Below are 23,815 nucleotides of genomic sequence, written 5' to 3' on the forward strand. Positions count from 1 at the left end.
ATTAGTTTAACATAATAAATTACAGTAATTGTCCCGTAAGGAACTATAAGTCGGGAAAAGGATATTTCTATTTATGATATTGTCCTGTAGGGAAAATAGATTTTCTCCGGCATTCATAATATGTTGTTCAAAAAGACCAGGCATAAAACCTTAACATAAAATCGATAGTTATGGGACTACGTCAACCATAACAGATTTTATATTAAACATGACTTTCAGTCCTGTTACGGTTTTATTATTTATTGTCCTATAATAAATATTATGTTAAATAGAATATATGAAAAATAAACCGGCCCTATTTTTTGACCGGTTCATTCTATGCTTTTATTATTTGCCTAATTCTTTCAGTTTATCCATTGTCTGGTTGTACTTCTGCTGATATTTTTTACTATCAAATTTTATCAAACGATAATAAACCGGTTTTAAAGCCTGAAGTGCATCTACGTTGTTCGGATCAACCTCCAGACATTTTTCGAAATAAGGAATACAAACGTCGAATTCTTTTATTGCCTTTTCTTCAGCCGCCTTGAATTTTTTATAATCCTTTATTTCATTCGCATCATTCATGGCTTCAACAGCAACATTGTAATAAATTACGCCAAGGTTATAATTGGCATTGGTGATAGAACTTTCAGTTGCGTTATCAACATCGTTAACCTTTTTGTAAGCTTCGATAGCTTTATCTCTCTCTCCTATTTCATCGTAAAATGTTCCTAAAATGAACAGCAATTGTGCATTGTTAGGATCTTTTGCCAGAGACTGTTGAATGTAATTAATCCCTTCCTGTGCATCTCCCATTTCCACATAATGGTATACCAACTGATCAAGGAATACCTTTTTATCCGGGAATTTAAGCAGTGCTTCCTTCAATACATCAAGCATTTTTGCTGTATCGTTCAGGTTTTTATAGCTATCATACAATATCAGGTACGGCTGATCTTCCTGGTATCCTGTTTTAATCACATCGGGAGCCAGTTCAACTACCTTATCATACTTTTTAGCAGAATAAGCTGTGGCCAGCGTGTTGTACATAATCACAGTGTCCATAACATATGGTTTCTCCTGTAAATATGTTTCATTTTTGTCGATAGCCAGCACTTTTTCAAAGGCATTGAGTGTACGATCATAATCCTTAAGATCGTTATTGGCATACACTCCTTCGTTAATCAATACGTTACGAAGGTTAACCATTTCCAGAAGGATATCTTTCTGATATTTACCAATACCCTTTCCTTTTTCATTACCCTTTCTGTCCAGATAATCAGCTTTCATCAATGCATTGTAAGCACTGTCAATATACGCTTCTTTTTTGTCCTTTTTTTCGTAATAAGTACGGTAAACGCGCTCTTTTACAATGTAAGTCTTTGGCCAGTCTTTCGTTTTTTCATGCTTCACAGCCTCTTCAATTTTGGCAACAGCCTTATCATAATCGGGCTTGTCAGCAGATAATTCGTAATCGGCATAACTAACAGCACCTTTCTGAGCGAATAAACCTGTGCTCATCAAACCAACTGTGAATATTAAAATCAGTTTTTTCATGTTATTTTTCATTTTTATTTGAGTTCAATTGAGAATGCAAAACTATGAATTTTTTTAATAATAATTAATTCAAAATCTATTCATTATCCCCATTTTCACCGTTTTCTGAGGTATTTTCCACATCTGGTGTTTCATCCAGAATGTCCTCAATCAGCTCTTCCTCTTCATGAATTACCTTTGTAACGCTGGCAATTTCATCGTTCCGTTTATCCAGGTTGATAAGCCGTACGCCTTGTGTATTTCTACCCATAATGCGCATTTCGCTTACTGCCAGTCGAATAGTGACCCCTGATTTATTAATGATCATCAGATCATGGTCATCGGTTACATTCTTTATGGAAACCAGATTTCCGGTCTTTTCAGTAATATTAATGGTTTTTACACCTTTACCACCTCTGTTGGTGATGCGGTAGTCGTCGATATCGGAACGCTTTCCGTATCCTTTTTCGCTTACCACAAGAATAGATTCATTCAGGTTATTAACACAAATCATGCCAACCACCTCGTCATTTCCTCCATCCAGCGTCATTCCCCGGACTCCGGTGGCTGTTCTACCCATTGGGCGGACGGTTTTTTCGTTGAACCTGATGGCGCGACCGTTTTTATTGGCGATTAGAATTTCATTTTCACCATCCGTCAGTCTTACCTGAATTACACGGTCATCATCACGCAGCGAAATGGCGTTTACACCGTTCACACGTGGTCTTGAATATGCTTCGAGTAATGTTTTTTTGATTACACCCTGCTGGGTACAGAACATCAGGTAATGACTGTTGATAAATTCGGCGTCATCCAGATTTTTCACCTTAATAAATGCATTCACTTTATCATCCGGATCAATATTCAGCAAGTTCTGAATAGCCCGACCTTTGGAGTTTTTATTTCCTTCCGGAACTTCCCATACCTTCTTCCAGAAACAACGTCCTTTCTGTGTAAAGAACATAATGGTATTATGCATGGACGCCGGATAAATATCTTCGAGAAAATCCTCATCGCGCGTATTACTTCCTTTAGACCCGACTCCACCTCTGGTTTGTGTACGGAATTCTGCAAGCGGTGTTCTTTTGATGTATCCCATATGCGAAATGGTGATTATCATCTCTTCATCTGCATAGAAATCTTCCGGGTTGAATTCTTCCGAGGCATAAACAATATCTGTTCTTCTTTCGTCACCGTATTTTGCTTTAATCTCAAGCATTTCATCAACGATGATCTGCATTCTCAATTCTTGTTTTTCCAGAATTTCCTTTAAGCGTGCAATTTCCGATATTAAATCGTTATATTCTGCTCTTAACTTATCCTGTTCCAGTCCGGTTAACTGACGAAGCCTCATCTCTACGATGGCACGTGCCTGAACCTCAGATAAACTGAATGTGGTCATTAAGGATTCCCTTGCTTCATCCGGTGTTGAAGATCCACGAATGATCCGGATCACTTCGTCAATGTTATCGCTGGCAATAATAAGTCCTTCAAGGATATGAGCCCTTTTTTCGGCCTGATCCAGTTCATATTGCGTACGACGTACAATAATCTCATGGCGGTGATCCACAAAGTTGGAAATCAGATCTTTCAGCGTCAGTATTTTAGGTCTTCCATTCACCAGCGCAATGCTGTTTACACTGAACGCATTTTGTAATTGTGTGTATTTGTATAATTTATTAAGAACCACATTGGCAATGGCATCTTTTTTAATCTCAAATACGATGCGCATACCATTTCGGTCCGATTCATCATTCAGGTTTGAAATACCCTCAATCTTTTTGTCATTAACAAGGTCAGCCACCTTCATAATGAGTTCTGCCTTATTTACAAGGTAAGGTATTTCAGTTACAATAATCTTTTCCCTTCCGTTTTCAGCAACTTCAATTTCAGCTTTAGCCCTTACCACGACCCTGCCTCTGCCCGTTTCATAGGCTTCTTTAACGCCGCTGTAACCGTAAATGGTACCACCTGTCGGAAAGTCAGGTGCTTTTACATGCTCCATCAGACCTTCGATGTCTATATCCGGATTTTGAACATAAGCAACTACAGCATCCGATACCTCACTCAAATTATGAGGCGGCATATTGGTGGCCATACCAACAGCAATTCCCGATGTACCGTTAACAAGCAGGTTCGGAATTTTTGTCGGTAAAACTGATGGTTCTTTTAAAGTATCATCAAAGTTATTGTTAAAGTCTACTGTATTTTTATCCAGGTCTGCCAAAGTCTCTTCAGCGATCTTTTGCAAACGTGCCTCTGTGTAACGCATAGCTGCCGGACTGTCACCGTCAATTGAACCATAGTTACCCTGACCATCTACCAAGGGATAGCGCAACGACCATGGCTGCGCCATTCTGACCATTGCGAAATAAACGGAACTGTCACCATGCGGGTGGTACTTACCCAGCACCTCTCCTACAATTCTTGCGGATTTTTTATAAGATCTGTTGGCAGCTAAACCAAGCTCATTCATACCAAACAAAACTCTCCTGTGAACAGGTTTCAGACCATCCCTGACATCTGGTAAAGCACGGGAAACAATTACCGACATCGAATAATCGATGTAGGCCGATTTCATCTCCTCCTCAATATTAATCTTTATAACCTTTTCTCCTTCAGTCATTTAATATATGTTTTTAGTATCGTAATTTTATTGATTTCGATGTAATAAAAATAATATGTTCCAAACGTTACAACTAAGCGAAAATAATAGAAAAAAGGCAATTAACAGAACGATTGGATAAAAAGTTAATTAAATTATAAAGCATCTGATAATCAATATGTTAAATATTTATAAATGCACCCGGAATTCAGGGAAAACAAAATCGGCATAGTTATTGTTAAAAATGTATCCAGCATTGAGATTTTTGTTGTTAAATTATTGAAAAGATGGGTGAAGAAATTTTGTTGTTATGTATTAACTTTTCTATTTTTACCCATATTAAATAACGAATAAATGGATTCCAAATTATCAAAACGGATTAAAGATGTGCTGACCTACAGCAAGGAGGAAGCGGAAAGGCTTGGAAATGAATCCATTGGACCGGAGCACCTTTTCCTGGGAATATTACGCGAAGGAGAAGGAAGAGCGATGGATGTACTGGAAATGCTGAACATTGATATTATTGATATAAAGACATCACTAGAGAACGAGATTCGTGGTGATTATCATCAAAGTTTATCCGGTAATCTTCCGCTCACGAGTACCAGTGAGAAAATTCTGAAGCTGATCTATCTTGAAGCCAGATCTTTAAGTAGTGAAGTTGTAGGAACAGGGCACTTATTATTAGCATTGTTAAAAGAGAAAAATAATCTGGTGGCACGTATGCTTCAGGATTTTAATATAACCTACGATTCAGTGAGAAGAATATTTGAAAATGAGCATGTTCAGACTCGGTCTGAATATCATGATGACGATGATGACCAGGATATACCTGTGTCAGGCTCCTCTCCTTCCGGAGATCAGGGTAAAGCAAATCCGCGTTCTAATTCCGATACACCGGTTCTTGACAATTTTGGCGTGGATATGACCCGCGCTGCTGAAGAGAACAGGCTAGATCCGATTATTGGACGGGAAAAGGAAATTGAACGTCTGGCACAGATTTTAAGCAGGCGTAAGAAAAATAATCCGGTACTTATAGGTGAACCTGGCGTTGGTAAGTCTGCCATTGTCGAGGGGCTTGCCATGCGGATCGTAAGCCGTAAAGTATCTCGCGTATTATTTGATAAACGGGTTATAGCTCTGGATATGGCTTCAATTGTAGCGGGAACCAAATACCGTGGGCAGTTCGAGGAAAGGATGAAAGCCATTCTGAATGAGCTGAGTAAAAACTCGGATATCATTTTGTTCATCGATGAGATTCATACCATTGTAGGTGCAGGTAGCGCTGCGGGTTCACTGGATGCGGCCAACATGTTGAAACCGGCCTTAGCCAGAGGTGAGATTCAGTGTATTGGTGCAACAACGCTTGATGAATACCGCCAGAACATTGAAAAGGATGGTGCACTGGAACGCCGTTTCCAGAAGGTTATGGTTGATCCGACCACACCTGCAGAAACGCTGGCTATCCTGAAAAATATTAAAGACCGGTACGAAGATCACCATAATGTGACCTATACAGAAGATGCACTGGAGGCTTGTGTATCTTTAACAGAGCGTTATATCAGCGACCGTCATTTGCCGGATAAAGCTATTGATGCGCTTGACGAAACCGGTTCAAGGGTTCACATTACAAATATTGTGGTTCCCGAACATATTGTAAAGCTGGAAGAACTGATTGAAGAAACCAAGGAACAGAAGCTGAAAGCCGTTAAATCGCAGAATTTTGAGCTGGCAGCGAGTTTCAGGGATAAGGAAAAGGAATATATTCTGAACCTTGACGCCGCAAAAGATAAGTGGGAAGAAGAGATTCAGCAGCATCGTGAAATTGTGGATGAAGAAAAAGTGGCAGAAGTTGTTGCCATGATGTCAGGGATTCCGGTTCAACGCATTGCACAAGCCGAAAGCAAACGCCTGATGCTGATGTCAGAGGAACTGAAAAAACTGATTATCGGACAGGATGAAGCGGTTGATAAGATCGTGAAAGCGATTCAACGTAACCGGGTCGGTTTAAAGGATCCGAATAAACCAATCGGATCATTTATCTTCCTGGGACCTACCGGTGTTGGTAAAACCCATCTGGCGAAGATACTGGCTCAGTTCCTGTTTGACACAACAGATGCGTTGATCAGGATTGATATGAGTGAGTATATGGAGAAATTCTCCGTATCGCGCCTGGTTGGTGCACCTCCCGGATATGTAGGATATGAAGAAGGTGGTCAGCTGACTGAAAAAGTGCGCAGAAAGCCTTATGCAGTTGTATTGCTTGATGAGATTGAAAAGGCACATCCGGATGTATTTAATATCATGCTTCAGGTTCTGGATGAAGGTCGTTTGACAGACAGCCTGGGACGTCGGATCGACTTTAAAAATACCATTATCATTATGACATCCAACATAGGTACGCGTCAGTTAAAGGATTTTGGACGTGGTGTCGGATTTCAGACTGGTTCAGCCAATGATAAGGAACATGCACGAAGTGTCATTCAGAAAGCTTTAAATAGAGCGTTTGCGCCGGAGTTTCTTAACCGTATCGATGATGTGGTTACTTTTGAACAGCTAAATGAAGAGTCTATCTTCAAAATTATTGATATTGAATTGAAAGGTTTATACAGCCGTGTTCAGAATCTTGGTTATGAACTGAAACTTACGGATGAGGCAAAGCGGTTTATTGCTTCAAAAGGGTATGACGTTCAGTTTGGTGCACGACCTTTGAAAAGGGCCATTCAGAAATATCTTGAGGATGAAATGGCTGAGATTATTATCAAAGCTACGGTGACCGAGGGTGATGCTATTGTTGTTGACTTTGATAAAGAAGAACACAAAATAGTGACGAGCATTGAAAAGGGGAAAGCGAAGTTACCTCCTAACAAGAAAAGAAAGGCCCTTCCCGATTCTCCAAAGGAGATTCCCGAAAAAAATGATTCGGAAAAAGAATAACAACTACAATAATTAATAGAAAAGGGGATCAGGTTTTGGTCTCCTTTTTTATTTGGCAGTATACAGGACATATTTCTTTTTTGTGTACCTTGTATTTTTTAAATTTTCCTGCTAATGAATGATATTGCTCCCTACTTAAATGATGTGTTGATCCATTTGGTTATGATCACAGTTTTTTCACTGATCATAGGTCTTTCTCAAAAACACCTTCGCGATAACGATAAAGATGAATATGTATTCGGAACAGACCGGACATTTACTTTTATCGGTATCATGGGATTCGTGTTGTTTATTCTCGACAGGGACAGCAAGCTGTTTTTTATGACCGGAGCTATAATTCTGTCGTTATTTCTTGGCATCCACTATTATCATAAATGGGGAAAACACAACAAACCCGGACTAACTTCAGTGATGGTTGCTCTTCTCACCTATTTTCAGGCAGCAGTACTGATCACCCAGCCCATATATGTGTACCTGACCTATATTGTTATTATCCTCATTTTTTCTGAATTAAAGGAAAAGCTGACGTCTGTGTCTCAAAAATTTGATAAGACTGAATTTATTACAGTCGCAAAGTTTATTCTGATAGCAGGCATTATTCTGCCACTTTTGCCGGACAAGCCCATTGTGTCATATCTCACCATAACGCCGTATAAAATATGGCTGGCAGTTGTGGTTATTTCATCCATTTCGTACGTGAGCTACCTGCTTCGAAAATTTGTGTTTAAAAATGCGGGGTTGTTACTGGTAGGTATCTTAGGTGGCTTATATTCAAGTACTGCCACGACGGTTGTGCTTTCACGGAAAAGTAAGTCTATGCCTGAACAATCCAATGAAATTACGGCCGGAATACTTTTGGCTCAATCTATGATGTATGTTCGGATCATTATACTCGTCTATATTTTTAACAAAACACTTGCGCAGTTAATGGTTCCGTATTTGCTGATTCTTGCTGTAATTGCAGCAGCTTCAGGCATATTGCTGTACTATTTAAAAGGATCGCATAAACAAGGTGACGCCGCGGAAGTGAAAGAAAATAAAAACCCTCTGGAATTTAACGTAGCGCTCTTATTTACTGGTTTATACATCCTGTTTACCTTTGTGAACCATTTCGCCATAAAGACCTGGGGAACCGATGGACTGCATATTCTGGCGCTTATTGTTGGTGTAGCTGATATTGATCCGTTTTTGCTGAATATGTTTCAGGGGAAATACGAGATTGCACTCAGTGCCATTGCTTCTTCGTCGTTACTGGCAATTGTCAGCAACAACTTTTTAAAAATGTTTTATGCCATTAGCCTGTTTGCCAAAAAGCAAACCCGATGGTTAATTGTCGGATTTCTGGCTATCATTGTCGTAAATATTCTGTTTGTGATCATTGTATAAAAAAAGAGAAGCTGATACAACTTCTCTTTCGGAAACACAATGATTAATTGGGGAATTAATCAAACATCTAAATTATTCTTCTATTTTTTTTCGTTTGATCTCGATTCGTTCAACACCGTTTTTTTCCTTTTTTGTGTAATCCAGAATTTCATAATCAGGATCGTTTAAAACGGCTTCCAGAGGATCATAGTTTTGGGTTCTGAATTTGATTTTTGGAAGTGGTGGCGGCGGCGGTGGCGGAACCGTAAAATTTAAATCATGATCAAAGCCATTTGACAGAATTATGGTTTTTACAACAGACGTGTCTCCATCTCCGTCAACGATGGTTTTGATTTTCATCTCCTTTCCGGGAGTTCCGTGCATCGCGTTAATCTTAATGATCTTCTCCTCTTTCCCGTCTCCCTTTTTGATCACAAAAACATTGACTGTACTGTCGGTTGCGAAAGAATAGTCCATATCGCTATCAACATCCGTCCATATTACGGTATCCATAACAACTTTTCCGTCTTTCACTACGACCTGAACGTTTTTCTCAACCTTTTTGGTCTTATCCTGTGCCGATATTGCGAATATTACACCGAATGTTACGACCAGGCTGTTGAATAATAGATTTCTTTTCATTTGATCCATATTTTGAAATTTGATATCCCAAAATTATGGCTTGTCATTCTGAAAGATGGTTAATGACCGGTTAATTCGGGTTAACGGTTGGTTAACGTTTTTAAGTATATGATTTAAATTTCTAATTTTGAGGTATGAAACGCAGTACATTAATAATTCTTATTATCATTATGTCTCTGGCATTGCCCGGAATTATTGTCATTCAGATTATCTGGATCAACAATGCTGTCAAGCTGCGTAAAGAGGAATACAGAACCAAAGTTATCAATGCATTGACAAGCAGTTCTGAGCGGATTGAAAATAAATCGTATATCAATTATTTTGTAAAGAACGAAATTCCGGTTCCTCCGCCTCCTCCTCCTCCAACGCAGGAAATAGAAGTTAAACTGCCTAAGAATATTACGATTCCTCAGCTTGATACAGCAGACCTGAACAGGTTAAAAATGAGCTTTATTACCACAGGAAAAGCAAAAAACAAACAGTTTACTTTCAGAAATAATAATGTGATTGTAAGCACTGGTCATGACAGTATTAATAATAAGGACTATACGATAAAAGTTGTAAATTCGGATACAACGATTGTGATTACTCATGGAGACAATCAAAAGGATGTGATTATTCAGCGTATAAAAGATAAGGAAAAAAGGATCAACTGGATTGGAGAGAAGCTTCAGACGGAGGTGACAATCATGGAGAAAAAGCTGCCGGTTGATTTCGATGCTGTGCAGGAGGTTGTGAATGATGAACTGAAAAACAGTCATATTGAGCTGCCGTATAATCTGGCCGTGATCGATTCGGGAATAATAACCGAAAGCAGTAAGGAAATTATAGATACGCTGGGATTCAGGGAAAACAGCTATCAGGCCATGCTTTTTCCAAATGATATTATCAGAAAGGATTTGTTTGTAGCAGTGAAATTTGACGGAGAGAACCGGTATTTTTTGAAATCGGTGAACTGGCTCATGTTTGCCTCCCTCCTTTTTACGCTGCTGATTATCACTGCCTTTATCCTGAGTATTTATTCCATTTTACTGCAAAAGAAAATATCAGAGGTAAAATCGGATTTTATCAATAATATGACCCATGAATTTAAAACACCAATAGCTACAATTGCTGTTGCAGCCGATTCTCTGGTTAATAAAAAAGTGGTGGATAATCCCGAAGCCGTTTCTGAATATGCCAATCTGATTAAACAGGAAAACAAGCGCATGAACGGGCATGTGGAAAAGATTCTGAGCGTGGCCCGCATGGAAAGGAAGGAAGTGGAATTCCGGTTCAAACCGGTGGATTTACATGAAATACTGGAAGATATCTGCACAAAATTTGCGCTTAAACTGGAAGGCCGGAACGGAACAATCAGCTGTGGTTTGAATGCCGCAAATCCCGTGGTACTGGCTGATTATGAGCATATCTATAACAGTATAACCAACCTGGTTGATAACGCCGAAAAATATACGCCTCATTCACCGGTAATAAAAATAGAAACCAGCGGAACAACAAACGGTGTGATAATTTCAGTGACGGATAACGGCATAGGGTTAAGTAAACAAATGCAGCACCGAATTTTTGATACATTTTACCGGATTCCAACAGGAAATGTGCATAATGTAAAAGGATTTGGTATTGGACTGAGTTATGTGAAAGCCGTATGTGAAGCGCATAAAGGAACCATTAACGTAGAAAGTGAACCGGGTAAGGGCAGTACGTTCAATATGTTTTTACCTTATTCTGTTTAAATATGACTGATACCAAACATATATTCTTTGTAGAAGACGATTTGCCCTTCGGGAATGTGCTTAAAACCTTTCTTGAGTTGAATAATTACAGGGTGGATTGGTTTTCTGACGGAAAATCTGCCCTGGAAGGCTTTGAACCAGCTAAATTCGACCTGGCCATTATTGATGTGATGTTACCATATGTAGACGGATTTACCATTGCCACAAATATCAGGGAACAGGATGCTGAGCTTCCGTTTGTTTTCCTGACAGCGAAATCAATGAAAGAAGATATACTTAAAGGTTATAAAACAGGAGCAGATGACTATATCACCAAACCTTTTGATACCGAAGTGTTGCTCTATAAGATAGATGCTATTCTGAAACGGAATAAAGTTCCGGTTCAGACCGATACCAAAGAATACCAGATAGGGAAATATACGTTTAATGTGCAACTACGAAACCTGGTATTATCCGGAGAAATTATACGGCTTTCGCCCCGTGAAGCTGAATTGCTCGAATTACTGATATCCCGTAAGAATGAACTGATCTCACGTGCCGAAGTACTGAATAAACTTTGGGGTGAAGATGATTATTTCAATGGCCGCAGTATGGATGTGTTCATTACCAAACTCAGAAAACGCCTGCAACACGATCCGGATATTAAAATTGACTCCATTCCACGTAGCGGTTATATTCTGTCCATTAGGGAATAATATTGCCGCAACAAAGATTGTTTGCTTTTTATTTCATTAATCCGTTTATTCATTAGGCCTTGATCTGCTCCTGATTTAAACTGAGGATATTGCCTCGGCCTTGATTTACATGACTTTCCTAACCCCAAATTACATTCACTATGCTCATTGACCTGAGACTACCCCGAAGTATTAGGGTGACCCTTAACAGGGGCATCGTTATTGTGTCAAAAGCCAGAGCTTATTTAGACCGTGCGTTTGCCGCTGTAAAGGGTGCGGATTGGCGCGTTGGAAGACTTACAGTTTAATACATTCGTGTAAGTTATTGCGGTTCTTTACAGCTAGCATTTTTGGTTTCTTTTGATGCTTCAAAAGAAACAACTGGGTGAATCCGAAGGAGAGGGTGTTAAATCCCTTTAGTTACACAAAGCCAATATATATCTAACTATTCAGGAAATCAAAGTCCATAACATTACAAATGCAGAACTATCGTATTCTCGTTGCTGACACAAAAAAGCCGTAACAAAAATGCTACGGCAAACAAAATATTGTGAATTCCCGACTCTTTAGGAGTCTCTTTTTAAGCTTTTGTGTTACAGATTATTTTGAATCTTTTTAACGGTTGCATTAAATTCTTCCGGCGTAAATTTCAGCTTTGCACGGCTAAAATTAATATCGTCCGCAGAATTCAGCGGAATAAGGTGAATATGTGCATGAGGCACATCCAAACCAAGTACCACTACACCTACCCTGTTACACGGAATAGCCTCTTTAATGCCTTTGGACACTTTCTTTGCAAACACCATCATGTCGGCCAGAAGTACATCATCCAAATCAAATATATAGTCAATTTCTTTTTTAGGAATTACCAGGGTGTGTCCTTCAACCAGCGGATTAATATCCAAAAAAGCGAAAAACTTATCGTCTTCTGCAATTTTATAAGATGGAATTTCTCCTGCAACTATTTTTGAAAATATGGAAGCCATTTTAATTATATTGAAATTTCAAGAATCTCAAACGGAACAATACCTGTTGGTACTTTAACATCGGTAACATCACCAACTTTTTTCCCCAGCAAACCCTGAGCAATTGGTGTACTTATAGATAATTTACCATTCTTGAGGTCGGCTTCCGATTCAGAAACCAGGGTATAGCTCATAACCGCACCGGTTTTTACATTTTTGATTTTAACCTTATTCATCAACTGAACCGTATCGGTATTAATCATGGATGCATCAATGATTCGTGCATTAACAATGGTGTCCTGTAATTTGGCAATACGCATTTCCAGTAATCCCTGAGCTTCTTTTGCTGCATCATATTCAGCATTTTCAGAGAGATCACCTTTATCACGAGCTTCAGCTATCTGATGAGAGATAGACGGCCTTTCTACACTTTCAAGATATTCTAATTCTTTTTTAAGCTTTTCAAGCCCTTCTTTTGAAATATACGAAACTGCCATATGGGTATCCTCCAATAATTTTCAATAGTACATAAAAAAATAAGAACCCTGATACCTCATCAGGATCCTCAAGTTCAGGTACAAAAATAATAAGATTTTTCCGAATTTAAAATATTGTACGTCCACAATATTTAGAATGTGTAAAAACAATTACGTTCAGTGGATGTATTTTGCTTTTAATATTTCAGAATAAATAATTGCTTTCTTTATTTCTTCAGGATCAGACAAATCATATTCCGGAGATGAATCTTCATAACCTATTTCGCCCTCTTTGATTGGATTCATATCCTTAATCTGATCCGATATCTCTGTTCCTCTTATTTTCTGAGAATAAGTATCCTCATGAATGCTCGTCCCTTCGTTGGGGAGCTTTGAAGTATAATCAGAAGATACCGGTTTTGTTGTAACCACTTCCGGCTTTGATTTTACAGATGGGAAGGGTTCATAATCCGTTTCATCTTCCTGTTCATAAACAGTTTCCCTTATAGGTTCATCATCCTGGTCTGATGGAAACAGCGTTTCAAAGATATCCCTTGTTTGTGATGAAGGACGTGGTGCTCCCGTCGTTCCTACAGGCTTCTTTTTCTTTTTTGCAAAAACGCCGATTATCCCAAAAACAACGAGAAGGATAAGATATAGAAAATCGCCAATGTTATCGGAATCCATGATTTTTGCTTTAACTTTACATCAAAAATAAACTATATTCTGCGATGTTCAAAATCAGGATCATATCATTTATGGTTGTTTTAATGTTTTTAAGCAGTTGTAAAGACGAAATAAACTCTAATATACCTACTGTATCATTTAATGTAACGATTAATCTTACCAGGCCGGAATATGCGGCATTACTTGGTGATGGCCAGTCGATAACACTTCCAACTTATGATAATTACGGTCGCAGGGCCGGTTATGCAGGGCTTGTTATAATTAAAAGTTCATTTTCAAATTCAGGTTTTTATGCTTTTGACCGATGCTGTACGCATAACCCTAACGAAGCACATCAGGTAAATGCTGACGGTGCCCTGGCCGTATGTCCTGTAGACAGTTCCGTATTTGTCCTGATAGATGGTTCCGGCATTCCCTCAACAGGACCAGCCACTCTCCCGCTGCGCAGATATAATGTAAGTGTATCAGGCAATGAACTTTCGGTTTATCAGTATGCAAATTAGAAGTTTTGTGATAAGTAATCATTGTTGTCCGGTTAAAAAATCAATATTACTTAAAGATTCTTCGCTTCATTTTATTACGCTCAGAATGACAACCAGCAACTGCCTGTCATTCCGGGTGAAGGAGGAATCTCTGAAGCTTTAACGGGACAGCTGAAATAAGTAATAAGGTCTTGATTCTTGTGTCTTAAAAGAAAAGGCCTCCCGAAACCGGAAAGCCTTTCTCTGTATTTTCTTTATCTGTTATCCATAAGAAATAGTCTCATCAAGATCGAAACTTTTTTCATATTGGGTCATGGCTCTGAGGCTCATACCCATGCTGGAAAATCCTCCGTCATGATAAAGATTCTGCATCGTTACCTTTTTGGTCAGGTCACTGAACATAACCACACAGTAGTTTGCACACTCTTCGGCAGTTGCATTTCCCAACGGAGACATACGTTCTGAAAAATCAAGCAGTTTGTCAATTCCTTTCACGCCCTGTCCTGCAGTGGTAATGGTAGGCGATTGAGAAATTGTATTGATGCGTACATTACTTTCACGTCCATAGATATAACCAAAGCTACGGGCAATACTTTCCAGCAGGGATTTGGCATCAGCCATATCGTTATATCCATACAGGGTTCTCTGGGCAGCTACATAAGACAAGGCTACAATGGAACCCCATGTATTTATTGCTTTTTTCTTTTTGGCTACCTGTATCATTTTATGAAAAGAGATTGCAGATACATCAAGGGTCTGCGACAGATAGTTATAATTAAGATCATCGTACGGTATCTTTTTACGAACGTTAGGTGACATACCAATGGAGTGCAGAACAAAATCAATTTTACCACCTAAAACTTCCATAGAGCGGTCGAAAACCTTTTCCAGATCTTCCACATCTGTTGCATTGGCGGGAATAACTTCTGTGTTCAGCTTTTTAGCCAGTTCGTTTACCTCACCCATTCTTACTGCCATGGGTGTATTGGAAAGTGTTACGGTTGCTCCCTCTTCAACTGCTTTTTCAGCAACTTTCCACGCTATGGACATATCATTAAGCGCACCGAAAATAATTCCTCTTTTTCCTTTAAGTAAATTATAAGCCATATTAAAGTTTTAATGATTACGGGCACAAAAGTAGTTACTTTGTTAAAAAGTGTGGCTTTTATGCTTTATATTTTATCAAACAATAAACACTGCTTCTTGTAAAAAAGTTCTAAAACTGATTATATAACAGATTTTTATATTTAAAAAGGTAGGGTAAGTTAAAACCTGTTGGGTTCATTATTACATATTTTTAAAGTGTATTTTTGCACTTTGAAATGTTTTATCAGCACTTAGTCAGTATCTGATGCAACTAAATTTTAAATTTTAATATCTTTAAAAGAAAAAATATGAGAAGGATAATAATTTTGTTGATTGTTATAGCAACAGCATTTACGTCATGTCTTAAGGAAAGTGATAATTATACAACGGTTTATTTTAACGAAAGCCCCGGAGCAGTGTATGATTTTCCTAAAGGAGATTCGTCTCAGTACCTCATTCATAGTTTGAATTATAATGTCTTCCTGAAACCGGATGTATTTCCTGATAGTCTGAAAGTTGATGGAATGCAGATTCTGTTTACCGGAACAACTTATGATGAATCTGTGCAGTTTACCTATACAGATACGGCTTCGGATGAATTAAAAACAGCACTTATTAAAGTCGTTCATTTGCAAACAGCTAAGCGTGCACAACAGGACATGAAAGTTACCTATGGAACTTCGTTCGGAGAGTGTATCGGTTACTGTTCTGAAACAATGACCCTCAGTCGTGGTCAGTTGGATTTTCTGTACGAAAGTCTGAATACAGATACACTTCCTGACATTGACTGTTCGATGAATTTTCCGGTTGACAGTACCAACATGGTGCTTGATTTTGTCAGTAAACCATTGTTCTATTACATGGAATCTGTTTATGGTTGCCCCGATTGTAATGATGGCGGAGAAGAATGGGTGTCCATTGAGGATGAGTATTACTATAAGAAAATAAGATTTGAATATATGAATGAACCGGAGGAATTAACTAAACTGGTTACTATCTTAAGGCGATTTGCCTCATATTCGGAATGTAAGCCAACATTATAACGTAGTGAATCTTATAAGGAAAAGCCGTTGATATTTTCAGCGGCTTTTTATTTACAGTCCTGATCGACGTAGATTAATTTCTGAATATCAAAACCTTGTTTTTTAGCAAATTCAACGTATTCCATCATTTCCCTGTCATTCATATCAGGATCGCGGCTCAGTATCCATAAATATTTCCCCGATGGAGTACCCACCAGTACATGTTTGTATTCCGGATCAAGTTTAATGACCCAGTATTTACCGTAAAAAGGCCACTGAAAGCTTACTTTTAACTTACCCGGTGAAGACATATCCGGAACAAGTGCCTTACCTGTTGCCTCTTTAATTTTACCCGGATCAGATATTTTATGTCCTCTGTTGACAACCTTTACTGATCCGTCTTTATTAAGGCTGTAATTAGCTGTAGTACATTTCAAACCTTTCTCAAACGAATTTGGTAACCGTGCAATTTCATACCAGGTTCCGGTATATTGTTTCAGATCAAGATGATCCACTGTTTCAAGCTGAAGTTTTTGTGTTTTACATCCGAATAACATGGTTATTAGTATTAACGTCAGGTATCGCATATTTTAAAATTTGATTGTCTGTCACTTTAAAAACAAACGAATTAGGGATGAGTTTACTTTTCAGTTGTTTTTATATCACTCTGTCTGATTTGGTTTAATAAATCATACGGTGAACCTGAAACAATATGGAAGTGCTTTTTAAAAAAATCAGAAACTTCAGGCCAGACATTCTTCATATTAAAATATTGCAGATGGGACTCATTCAGGTATTTTACAATAAAAAAGGCATTGAAAAGATCAAAAAAACGTTTTGTAAATGTTTGAAAATTGGCAGTATTTTGTTTGAGTTCCATTAGTTTTTCCTCTGCATTAAACTCAATTAAAAACGTATGAAGTGGTTCGGGAACAGCGTTAATAAACCCTTGAATCTGGTTTGTATCGGTTTCAAAAAGCTTCTCTTTCAAACTGAAAAAGTTTTGAAGCGAAGTAAAGGCTTCCATGCAATAGGTCAGCATTTCTCCGGTTTCAAGGTATTGCCTGATTTTGGGCCCTGTACCAAATGGCACCCTGTCGGAAATTCTGGATGACGGAATGACTTTAGTTGAAGTGAGGATTTTTTTGTTAATATGAGGCAACACCTTGTGCAGGAAATAAAAGTCTTCCCCACCCTGTTTCCGGTTCATACCACCATGTCTGGCATATTCTAAGGCGCGTATAAAAAATGCAGAACCAATGGTGTAATAGAAATAAGGGAATCCGATTTCTTTTAAGGCATTGTGATAGTAGCGTAAATGCAATTCATATAAAAGTATGGCCTGGTTTTCAGGTTCATCAGAATCCGTTACCGGATGTTCGAAATGTATGGTTCCACCTTGTATTTCGGGATCTGAATAAACATTAAATAACTCTGTGAGATAATTTGGTTCTACCAACGTGTCTGCATCGAGTGAAACAATCAGGCCGTTTTCGTTTCCCATACCATTGAACGTTGAAACTGCCATATCCATGCCCAGCTTACGTGCATATCCGGCTCCGGCATGTTTTTTACGGATGCCTTCAATAATCCAGGGTTTAAAATTCAGATTTTTATCCGGATCAAAAGGGAATTCCTGCAGGATCATGCTGTATGTCTCATGATTTTGAGAAATAATATGTTTCGGTGTCATCTCTCCCGAATTAATCAATATTATGACCTCAATGTGCGTTTCAGGAAATGTGCATTTTTGTAATGAATCTAACGTGTGCTTTATTTCCGGTTCATTATAACATGGAATAACAATTATGATGGAAACACTTTTATGCCAACCTGAAACAAACTGTCCGGGAATATCGTGCTTTTTAAGGTATTGTTCGTAGATGTGCATAAAAAAAGGGCTTTGCAGCCCTTAAAAATAATATTTTATATGTGTTATTTTTTCTTTTTATATCTGTTATTCAACGCATCCAGAACTTCACCTGTAATGTTTAAGCCATCTTTAGCATGCAGAATGGTTCCACCAACTGTCGTACTCAGGATCAGATCATAATCTTTATCCAGATTCATTTCTTTAAGATAAATTGTAATTGAGTCCAGAAGTTGTGAACTGATTTCCTGTTGTCTAACCATCAGTTCGTTGGATAGTTTTGCATTCAGATCCTTTAGTTCCTGTTCACGGTTAATCAGCCTTTGCTGTTCCCTTTCGGCTCTGTCGCGGGATAAGAACCCGTTGTTTTCAAGTTTACGCTGAAATTCCTGCATTTCACTTTCGAATGCCCGCGCTTCCTGGTTAAGGTTTGTACGTGCATCTTCCTGTTTTTTCAACAATTCTTCGTTGAGATCACGGGACAGCTGATAATTTAATAATAAGGTATCGGTATTAATGTATGCAATTGTCAGATCCGTTCCATCGGCTCGTATAGCCGGAGTTTCAGCTTTACCTGCAGGTGCTGCGCATTCCTTTGAAACGTTACATTGCATAACAAACAAGATAATTACGGCAATAAAGAGAATTGCAATTGAGATAGGAATTAATTTCTTCATTATTTACATTTTAATTGACCAGATACAAAAATAATTTTTTGCATCACGCAACAGATGAAGGGAATGGAAAATAGTGTCTTATTAACAAACATTAACAACTAAGCGAGTCGTCTACTTCGTGCTGTAACTTTGTAAAATCAAAACGGCTCTTCGATTTGCGTTCCAGCTTATCGTTTGTTGTGGCGCAGTAAATACCTCGTTTTGCCATTTCTTTGTTACCTCCGATATGAAAATTTGGGAATTTTCCTTTCTTTTTAAATAATACATTGATCCCAAGCAGTAAGAATGCTATGGCAACTAAACCTATGGTGACTGATAATATTTGTAGTATCATTTTATTCTTTTCTTAAACTATTCACAAAAGTAACGTATCAATTTCAAAGTATGTTCTGTGGTTGATGTTTTTTAACGATTATAGACAAAAGAACCAAGATGCAAGACTTACAATTCACTCTCTGACAGGTCTCTGATTACTACTGAAGCTACAAAACAGCCGAAAACAGCAGGCATATACGAAATGGTTCCAACCGTAGAGTTTTTGTTTTGTTCCTCACTACTTCCAATAATGGCATGTTCTGCTGCTTCTTCGGTGGAGTAAACTACGGTGATTCCTTTTCGTATTCCCATCTTCCCCAGGCGTTTTCTAACCGTTCTCGCCAGTCTGCATACCGAGGATTTGGATATATCTGAAATGTGAATTTTTGTCGGATCCATTTTACCTCCGGCTCCCATAGACGAAACCACCTTATAACCTTTTTGCAATGCGTGATACAAAAGATAAACCTTCGGGCTGAGTGTGTCAATGGCATCTATTACATAGTCGTAATGGACTGCTTCCAAAAGTTTTATGGTTTCCTCATCTCTTAAAAAAATATTATGAACGCTAAGTTCGAGATCAGGATTAATGTCCTTTAGTCTTCCGGATAAAACATCAGACTTAGACTCACCTATGGTAGAATTTAAAGCAATTAACTGACGATTTAAATTGCTGGGATTAACCACATCTCCATCGACTATAGTCATTTTGCCTATACCGGCTCTGCATATGGATTCAGCCGCGTATGCGCCAACACCACCCAGTCCCACAACAAGAACATGGGCTTTTTTAAGCTTATCCAGCTTTTCTCTGCCCAATAAAAGTTCAGTGCGTGATGTCCAGTCAGGATGGCTCATTATGCTTTATTCTTTTTTACCGGCGCGTTTGCGGTCGTTTTCGTTCAGTAATATTTTACGCAGTCGAATTGACTTTGGAGTCACTTCCACGTATTCATCATCTTTTATATATTCCAAAGCCTCTTCAAGACTGAAGACTATTGGTGGAGCCAGCTTAACTTTATCATCTGAACCGGAAGCACGCATGTTTGTCAGCTTCTTGGTTTTTGTAATGTTAACCACTACATCGCCTTCCTTGGTATGCTCTCCAACAACCTGCCCCATATAAACATCAGTTTGAGGAGCGACAAAGAATTTTCCTCTGTCCTGCAATTTATCCAGGGCATAGGCAATGGCTGTTCCGGTTTCCATGGCTATTAATGAACCTGCCAGACGTTTATCAATAGGACCTTTCCAAGGCTGATATTCAATGAACCGGTGCGTCATAACGGCTTCACCGGTAGTGGCTGTCAGAATCTGGTTTCGCAGTCCTATGATACCTCTTGACGGAATATGAAATTCAAGATGCAGGCGGTCTCCTTTACGTTCCATAACCAGCATCTCACCTTTCTTTCTGGTAACCAGTTCTATTACTTTCCCTGAAAATTCTTCCGGCACATCAACGGTCAGTTCTTCAACAGGCTCGTTTTTTTCGCCTGCAATGGTCTTGATAATTACTTTGGGTTGTCCTACCTGAAGTTCATATCCCTCGCGACGCATGGTTTCTATTAAAACAGATAAATGCAGTACCCCACGGCCATAAACCGTCCACGAATCAGCTTCGTTGGATGTTTCCACACGCAATGCCAGGTTTTTATCCAGTTCAAGAATCAAACGGTCATGAATATGGCGCGATGTTACATACTTACCTTCTTTGCCAAAAAACGGTGAATTATTGATCGTGAACGTCATGCTCATGGTTGGCTCATCAATAGAGATCGGATCCAATGGATCAGGATTATCGATATCAGTAATTGTATCGCCAATCTCAAAATTTTCTATGCCTACAAGTGCACAAATCTCACCACAAGATACTTTTCTTACAGGTGTACGCCCCAACCCACTGAAAACATTCAACTCCTTGATTTTGGTTCGGACTATCGAACCATCACGTTTTGCCAAAGCCACCGTTTGTCCTTCTTCCAGCTCCCCACGGTAAACTCTGCCAATAGCAATACGTCCTACATACGATGAATAATCCAAAGATGTGATCTGCATCTGGGACGTTCCTTTTTTGTATTCAGGTTCAGGAATATACTTGATGATAGCGTCCAAAAGCGGTTCAATGTTACTGGATGGTTTAGCCAGATCTTCGCTCATCCAGCCATTTTTGGCAGAACCGTAAATGGTAACAAAATCCAGCTGTTCTTCTGTTGCATCAAGGTTGAACATCAGGTCAAAAACCTCTTCATGCACCTCATCCGGCCGGCAGTTTTGCTTGTCTACTTTGTTAATGACTACAATTGGTTTTAGTCCTAAACCGAGTGCCTTTTGAAGCACGAATCGTGTCTGTGGCATTGGTCCCTCAAAGGCATCTACCAGCAAAAGCACACCATCGGCCATGTTCAGTACGCGTTCAACTTCGCCACCAAAGTCGGCGTGACCAGGTGTGTCAATAATGTTGATTTTTACATCCTTATAGAGGATGGAAACGTTTTTTGATAAAATTGTGATGCCCCTCTCCCGTTCCAGATCATTGCTGTCCATGATAAGATCACCTGGTTTTTCATGATCTTTAAATAACTGACCTGCCAGTAACATTTTATCTACCAGTGTAGTTTTGCCATGGTCAACATGCGCAATGATTGCGATATTTCGTATTGATTTCAATTGTTTTAATTTATTCAGTGTTTGTCCAAGATTCCTAATCCATGATCTTTCAAAAAACCTGGATTTCAAACCCTTGTATTCATAAAATGTTTTGAATTACAATTGGTTCACCGTACCCTTTTGAAAAATCGCTGCAAAGGTAATCTTTTTAGTTAAAGTTGTTACTCATCGGATGACTTTAAGTCATCCGATGAGTAAATGTCAGCGTCCTCTTTGTCAAAGGAGGTGTCATGCTAAAGGCGGGACGGAGGATTTGAATATTATTAATTTATGCTTTACGTCCTTGTTTGTAAAGATGATGTAATGATAAGAGCACTTGCAATGCTATGATTATTTCATGAAATAGTTTAGACATGCGGCCTTATCTTTTTAGACATAAGAACCAAGATGTAAGACACAAGACTCCATAATTCTTAATTTTTAATTGATTTAGGGTAAATAGATTATTTTCTTGCAATTGCACCAGTTGGACAGGCATCGGCAACTTCCAGGGCTACTTTTTTCAATCCCTCATGAAGCATTTTATTAAATGGAATACCAATCTCCACATCGAAACCACGGCCAATAAATGTAAAACCAAAATCTTCCTGGTATTTAGCTGTCATGCGTACACAAATTCCACATTTAATACATTTACCTGTTTCAAATATCACATAATCATGCTGAACATTCTTTTTTGTCACATGCCTGCGGTCATTATCTACCTTTTGTTTTACGTCAAATTCATCGGAATATAATCGCAACTTACAGGTATCGGGTTTTCTACAGTCGCAATGTAAACAGCGTGCGGCTTCCACTTTCATCTCCTGAAGCGTAAAACCTTCCTTCTTTCCTGATTTAGGTTCAATACGGTTCCCGGGAAGTGATTCTTTCAGGTATTCATCAAATTCAATCTCTCTCAGTTTTCCAAACCTGGAATTGAATCGTTTGGTTTCCCCAACAACAGGTTTACTTTTTAAATACTGATCCAAACTAAAGGCCACTTCTTTTCCCTGTGCCAGCATTTTAATGGCAAGTCTGCCAGGCTTTATAGCAGTACCCACAACAAAAACTCCCAAAACCTCGGTGGCATATGTGTTCTGATCTGCAATAAAACCTTTATCATTAAAGGGAATTTCCCAGTTTTTTTGCTCGTCAGTAATTCCTCCGGATGCTATGACAATGGCATTAAAGTCCTTTTGGATTTTTTTGAATGTTTTCTCATCGACAAGCGAACCTGTTTTAACGGTAACCCCCAGATTTTTAATCTGATTAATCTCTTTATCTAAAACAGTTTTAGGCAATAGTTCCTCTGCTGTATCATATCGTAGTTTTCCGCCGGGTTGTTCTTCTTTTTCAAATATGGTAACGGCATGTCCTTTTTCCGCACTGTGTTTGGCTGCTGCGAGTCCGGCTATACCTGAACCGATAATGGCAACTTTTTTCCCACTTTGTTTAATGTCCGGTTTTTCCTGAGCTGATCCGACATCACCGGCATAACGTTTCAGCAGACAGATAGAAACCGCTCCATCAATGGGTTTACGGCGACAAACACCTTCGCATGGTGCCGGACAAATACGTCCAAGTACCGAAGGTAATGCGATATCTTTAGTTACTACTTTCCAGGCTTCTTGTACTTTTCCGGCAGCGAGCAAACGGTTCATCAATGGAATATCCATATATGCCGGACAGGCTGTCCGGCAAGGCGCTTCACAATCACCGACATGTTCACTCAGCAACAGCTCCAGGGCCATTTTACGGGATTCCTGCACTTCTTCGTCGTTGGTGATGATATCCATTCCTTTTTCAGCTTTCATGGTACAGGAAGGCATCAGTTTTCCCGTTTTTGCATCTTTTACCAGACAAATCATACAGGACGTAAAATGTTCCAGGTCATCGTTGAAACACATTACAGGAATGTCTATACCATTGGCTTTTGCCACTTCATAAATGGTTTTCCCTTCTTCAAATTCTATTTCTGTATGATTTAGTTTTAGCTTCATTTTTTATAGACATAAGAACCAAGACATAATAAGATATAAGACTAAAGAATCAAGATTATATATTAATCGATTTATATTTTATTCCATCGCCTACCCTTTAATTCCCTAA

20 protein-coding genes are annotated in these 23,815 nt (G+C 38.8%); 6 read left to right on the forward strand and 14 right to left on the reverse strand.

Going from position 1 to position 23,815, the window contains the following annotated elements; translation table 11 throughout:
- Nucleotides 1-327 precede the first annotated feature (327 nt).
- On the reverse strand, nt 328-1,539 hold the full coding sequence (locus tag ACE01N_RS05605; protein WP_380585661.1) for a tetratricopeptide repeat protein: 1,212 nt from the start codon (nt 1,537-1,539) through the stop codon (nt 328-330).
- Nucleotides 1,540-1,615: 76 nt separating this feature from the next.
- On the reverse strand, nt 1,616-4,144 hold the full coding sequence (gyrA, locus tag ACE01N_RS05610; protein ID WP_380585663.1) for a DNA gyrase subunit A: 2,529 nt from the start codon (nt 4,142-4,144) through the stop codon (nt 1,616-1,618).
- Between the two features lie 333 nt (nt 4,145-4,477).
- Here gyrA and ACE01N_RS05615 point away from each other — a divergent pair, with 333 nt between their 5' ends.
- Nucleotides 4,478-7,060 carry an ATP-dependent Clp protease ATP-binding subunit gene (locus ACE01N_RS05615; protein WP_380585665.1) on the forward strand — a complete coding sequence of 861 codons (2,583 nt, stop codon included), beginning with the start codon at nt 4,478-4,480 and terminating at the stop codon, nt 7,058-7,060.
- 114 nt (nt 7,061-7,174) lie between these two features.
- Nucleotides 7,175-8,446, forward strand: a complete 1,272-nt coding sequence (locus tag ACE01N_RS05620) for an MgtC/SapB family protein (protein WP_380585667.1) — start codon at nt 7,175-7,177, stop codon at nt 8,444-8,446.
- A 72-nt stretch (nt 8,447-8,518) separates the two neighbouring features.
- On the opposite strand, the gene ACE01N_RS05625 is transcribed toward ACE01N_RS05620, so the two are convergent.
- A complete protein-coding gene (locus tag ACE01N_RS05625) occupies nt 8,519-9,067 on the reverse strand; it encodes a hypothetical protein (RefSeq protein ID WP_375726778.1) in 549 nt (182 codons plus the stop codon).
- Between the two features lie 134 nt (nt 9,068-9,201).
- On the opposite strand from ACE01N_RS05625, the gene ACE01N_RS05630 reads away from it, so the two are divergent.
- On the forward strand, nt 9,202-10,803 hold the full coding sequence (locus tag ACE01N_RS05630; protein WP_380585670.1) for a sensor histidine kinase: 1,602 nt from the start codon (nt 9,202-9,204) through the stop codon (nt 10,801-10,803).
- A 2-nt stretch (nt 10,804-10,805) separates the two neighbouring features.
- Nucleotides 10,806-11,498 (forward strand): response regulator transcription factor, encoded by a 693-nt coding sequence (locus ACE01N_RS05635; RefSeq protein ID WP_380585672.1) that lies wholly within the window; start codon nt 10,806-10,808, stop codon nt 11,496-11,498.
- Between the two features lie 572 nt (nt 11,499-12,070).
- Here the strand turns inward: ACE01N_RS05635 and ACE01N_RS05640 are convergent.
- The 3 genes from ACE01N_RS05640 to ACE01N_RS05650 all read right to left on the reverse strand — a co-directional run bounded on the left by ACE01N_RS05640 (nt 12,071) and on the right by ACE01N_RS05650 (nt 13,605).
- Entirely contained in the window at nt 12,071-12,463 is a 393-nt protein-coding gene (locus tag ACE01N_RS05640; protein ID WP_375726782.1) for an HIT family protein, read from the reverse strand.
- A 5-nt stretch (nt 12,464-12,468) separates the two neighbouring features.
- A complete protein-coding gene (greA, locus tag ACE01N_RS05645; protein ID WP_380585675.1) occupies nt 12,469-12,954 on the reverse strand; it encodes a transcription elongation factor GreA in 486 nt (161 codons plus the stop codon).
- Nucleotides 12,955-13,095: 141 nt separating this feature from the next.
- Complete coding sequence (locus ACE01N_RS05650; protein WP_380585677.1) at nt 13,096-13,605, reverse strand: hypothetical protein; 510 nt, start codon at nt 13,603-13,605, stop codon at nt 13,096-13,098.
- 44 nt (nt 13,606-13,649) lie between these two features.
- On the opposite strand from ACE01N_RS05650, the gene ACE01N_RS05655 reads away from it, so the two are divergent.
- A complete protein-coding gene (locus ACE01N_RS05655) occupies nt 13,650-14,108 on the forward strand; it encodes a Rieske (2Fe-2S) protein (protein WP_375726785.1) in 459 nt (152 codons plus the stop codon).
- Between the two features lie 240 nt (nt 14,109-14,348).
- On the opposite strand, the gene ACE01N_RS05660 is transcribed toward ACE01N_RS05655, so the two are convergent.
- Nucleotides 14,349-15,194 carry an enoyl-ACP reductase FabI gene (locus tag ACE01N_RS05660; RefSeq protein WP_375726786.1) on the reverse strand — a complete coding sequence of 282 codons (846 nt, stop codon included), beginning with the start codon at nt 15,192-15,194 and terminating at the stop codon, nt 14,349-14,351.
- Between the two features lie 287 nt (nt 15,195-15,481).
- On the opposite strand from ACE01N_RS05660, the gene ACE01N_RS05665 reads away from it, so the two are divergent.
- Complete coding sequence (locus ACE01N_RS05665; protein WP_380585680.1) at nt 15,482-16,216, forward strand: hypothetical protein; 735 nt, start codon at nt 15,482-15,484, stop codon at nt 16,214-16,216.
- 47 nt (nt 16,217-16,263) lie between these two features.
- Here the strand turns inward: ACE01N_RS05665 and ACE01N_RS05670 are convergent, their stop codons facing one another.
- The 7 genes from ACE01N_RS05670 to ACE01N_RS05700 form a co-directional block, all read right to left on the reverse strand.
- A complete protein-coding gene (locus ACE01N_RS05670) occupies nt 16,264-16,782 on the reverse strand; it encodes a lipocalin family protein (RefSeq protein ID WP_380585682.1) in 519 nt (172 codons plus the stop codon).
- Nucleotides 16,783-16,835: 53 nt separating this feature from the next.
- Nucleotides 16,836-18,086 carry a glycosyltransferase family 2 protein gene (locus tag ACE01N_RS05675; protein WP_380585684.1) on the reverse strand — a complete coding sequence of 417 codons (1,251 nt, stop codon included), beginning with the start codon at nt 18,084-18,086 and terminating at the stop codon, nt 16,836-16,838.
- Between the two features lie 44 nt (nt 18,087-18,130).
- Nucleotides 18,131-18,742, reverse strand: a complete 612-nt coding sequence (locus ACE01N_RS05680; protein ID WP_380585686.1) for an OmpH/Skp family outer membrane protein — start codon at nt 18,740-18,742, stop codon at nt 18,131-18,133.
- A gap of 91 nt (nt 18,743-18,833) precedes the next feature.
- Nucleotides 18,834-19,076: a hypothetical protein gene (locus ACE01N_RS05685; RefSeq protein WP_380585688.1), complete on the reverse strand. Its 243-nt coding sequence runs from the start codon at nt 19,074-19,076 to the stop codon at nt 18,834-18,836.
- Between the two features lie 107 nt (nt 19,077-19,183).
- Nucleotides 19,184-19,915, reverse strand: coding sequence for a tRNA threonylcarbamoyladenosine dehydratase (locus tag ACE01N_RS05690; protein WP_380585690.1), 732 nt, complete (start codon nt 19,913-19,915; stop codon nt 19,184-19,186).
- A 6-nt stretch (nt 19,916-19,921) separates the two neighbouring features.
- Entirely contained in the window at nt 19,922-21,724 is a 1,803-nt protein-coding gene (typA, locus tag ACE01N_RS05695; protein ID WP_375726793.1) for a translational GTPase TypA, read from the reverse strand.
- A 443-nt stretch (nt 21,725-22,167) separates the two neighbouring features.
- Entirely contained in the window at nt 22,168-23,706 is a 1,539-nt protein-coding gene (locus tag ACE01N_RS05700) for an FAD-dependent oxidoreductase (RefSeq protein ID WP_380585693.1), read from the reverse strand.
- Between the last annotated feature and the right edge of the window lie 109 nt (nt 23,707-23,815).

The sequence above is a fragment of the Quyinboa ferrireducens genome, from assembly GCF_042436675.1.
Lineage (GTDB): Bacteria > Bacteroidota > Bacteroidia > Bacteroidales > UBA5342 > JBHJHP01.

What these genes read in the sequence shown, in the direction of transcription:
- ACE01N_RS05655 (WP_375726785.1), top strand. Translation starts at nt 13,650, where the DNA reads ATGTTCAAAATCAGGATCATATCATTTATGGTTGTTTTAATGTTTTTA.
- ACE01N_RS05700 (WP_380585693.1), bottom strand. Translation starts at nt 23,706, where the DNA reads ATGAAGCTAAAACTAAATCATACAGAAATAGAATTTGAAGAAGGGAAA.
- ACE01N_RS05620 (WP_380585667.1), top strand. Translation starts at nt 7,175, where the DNA reads ATGAATGATATTGCTCCCTACTTAAATGATGTGTTGATCCATTTGGTT.
- ACE01N_RS05670 (WP_380585682.1), bottom strand. Translation starts at nt 16,782, where the DNA reads ATGCGATACCTGACGTTAATACTAATAACCATGTTATTCGGATGTAAA.
- gyrA (WP_380585663.1), bottom strand. Translation starts at nt 4,144, where the DNA reads ATGACTGAAGGAGAAAAGGTTATAAAGATTAATATTGAGGAGGAGATG.
- ACE01N_RS05675 (WP_380585684.1), bottom strand. Translation starts at nt 18,086, where the DNA reads ATGCACATCTACGAACAATACCTTAAAAAGCACGATATTCCCGGACAG.
- ACE01N_RS05630 (WP_380585670.1), top strand. Translation starts at nt 9,202, where the DNA reads ATGAAACGCAGTACATTAATAATTCTTATTATCATTATGTCTCTGGCA.
- ACE01N_RS05635 (WP_380585672.1), top strand. Translation starts at nt 10,806, where the DNA reads ATGACTGATACCAAACATATATTCTTTGTAGAAGACGATTTGCCCTTC.
- ACE01N_RS05685 (WP_380585688.1), bottom strand. Translation starts at nt 19,076, where the DNA reads ATGATACTACAAATATTATCAGTCACCATAGGTTTAGTTGCCATAGCA.
- ACE01N_RS05680 (WP_380585686.1), bottom strand. Translation starts at nt 18,742, where the DNA reads ATGAAGAAATTAATTCCTATCTCAATTGCAATTCTCTTTATTGCCGTA.
- ACE01N_RS05665 (WP_380585680.1), top strand. Translation starts at nt 15,482, where the DNA reads ATGAGAAGGATAATAATTTTGTTGATTGTTATAGCAACAGCATTTACG.
- ACE01N_RS05660 (WP_375726786.1), bottom strand. Translation starts at nt 15,194, where the DNA reads ATGGCTTATAATTTACTTAAAGGAAAAAGAGGAATTATTTTCGGTGCG.
- ACE01N_RS05650 (WP_380585677.1), bottom strand. Translation starts at nt 13,605, where the DNA reads ATGGATTCCGATAACATTGGCGATTTTCTATATCTTATCCTTCTCGTT.
- ACE01N_RS05690 (WP_380585690.1), bottom strand. Translation starts at nt 19,915, where the DNA reads ATGAGCCATCCTGACTGGACATCACGCACTGAACTTTTATTGGGCAGA.
- ACE01N_RS05615 (WP_380585665.1), top strand. Translation starts at nt 4,478, where the DNA reads ATGGATTCCAAATTATCAAAACGGATTAAAGATGTGCTGACCTACAGC.
- ACE01N_RS05625 (WP_375726778.1), bottom strand. Translation starts at nt 9,067, where the DNA reads ATGAAAAGAAATCTATTATTCAACAGCCTGGTCGTAACATTCGGTGTA.
- ACE01N_RS05640 (WP_375726782.1), bottom strand. Translation starts at nt 12,463, where the DNA reads ATGGCTTCCATATTTTCAAAAATAGTTGCAGGAGAAATTCCATCTTAT.
- ACE01N_RS05605 (WP_380585661.1), bottom strand. Translation starts at nt 1,539, where the DNA reads ATGAAAAAACTGATTTTAATATTCACAGTTGGTTTGATGAGCACAGGT.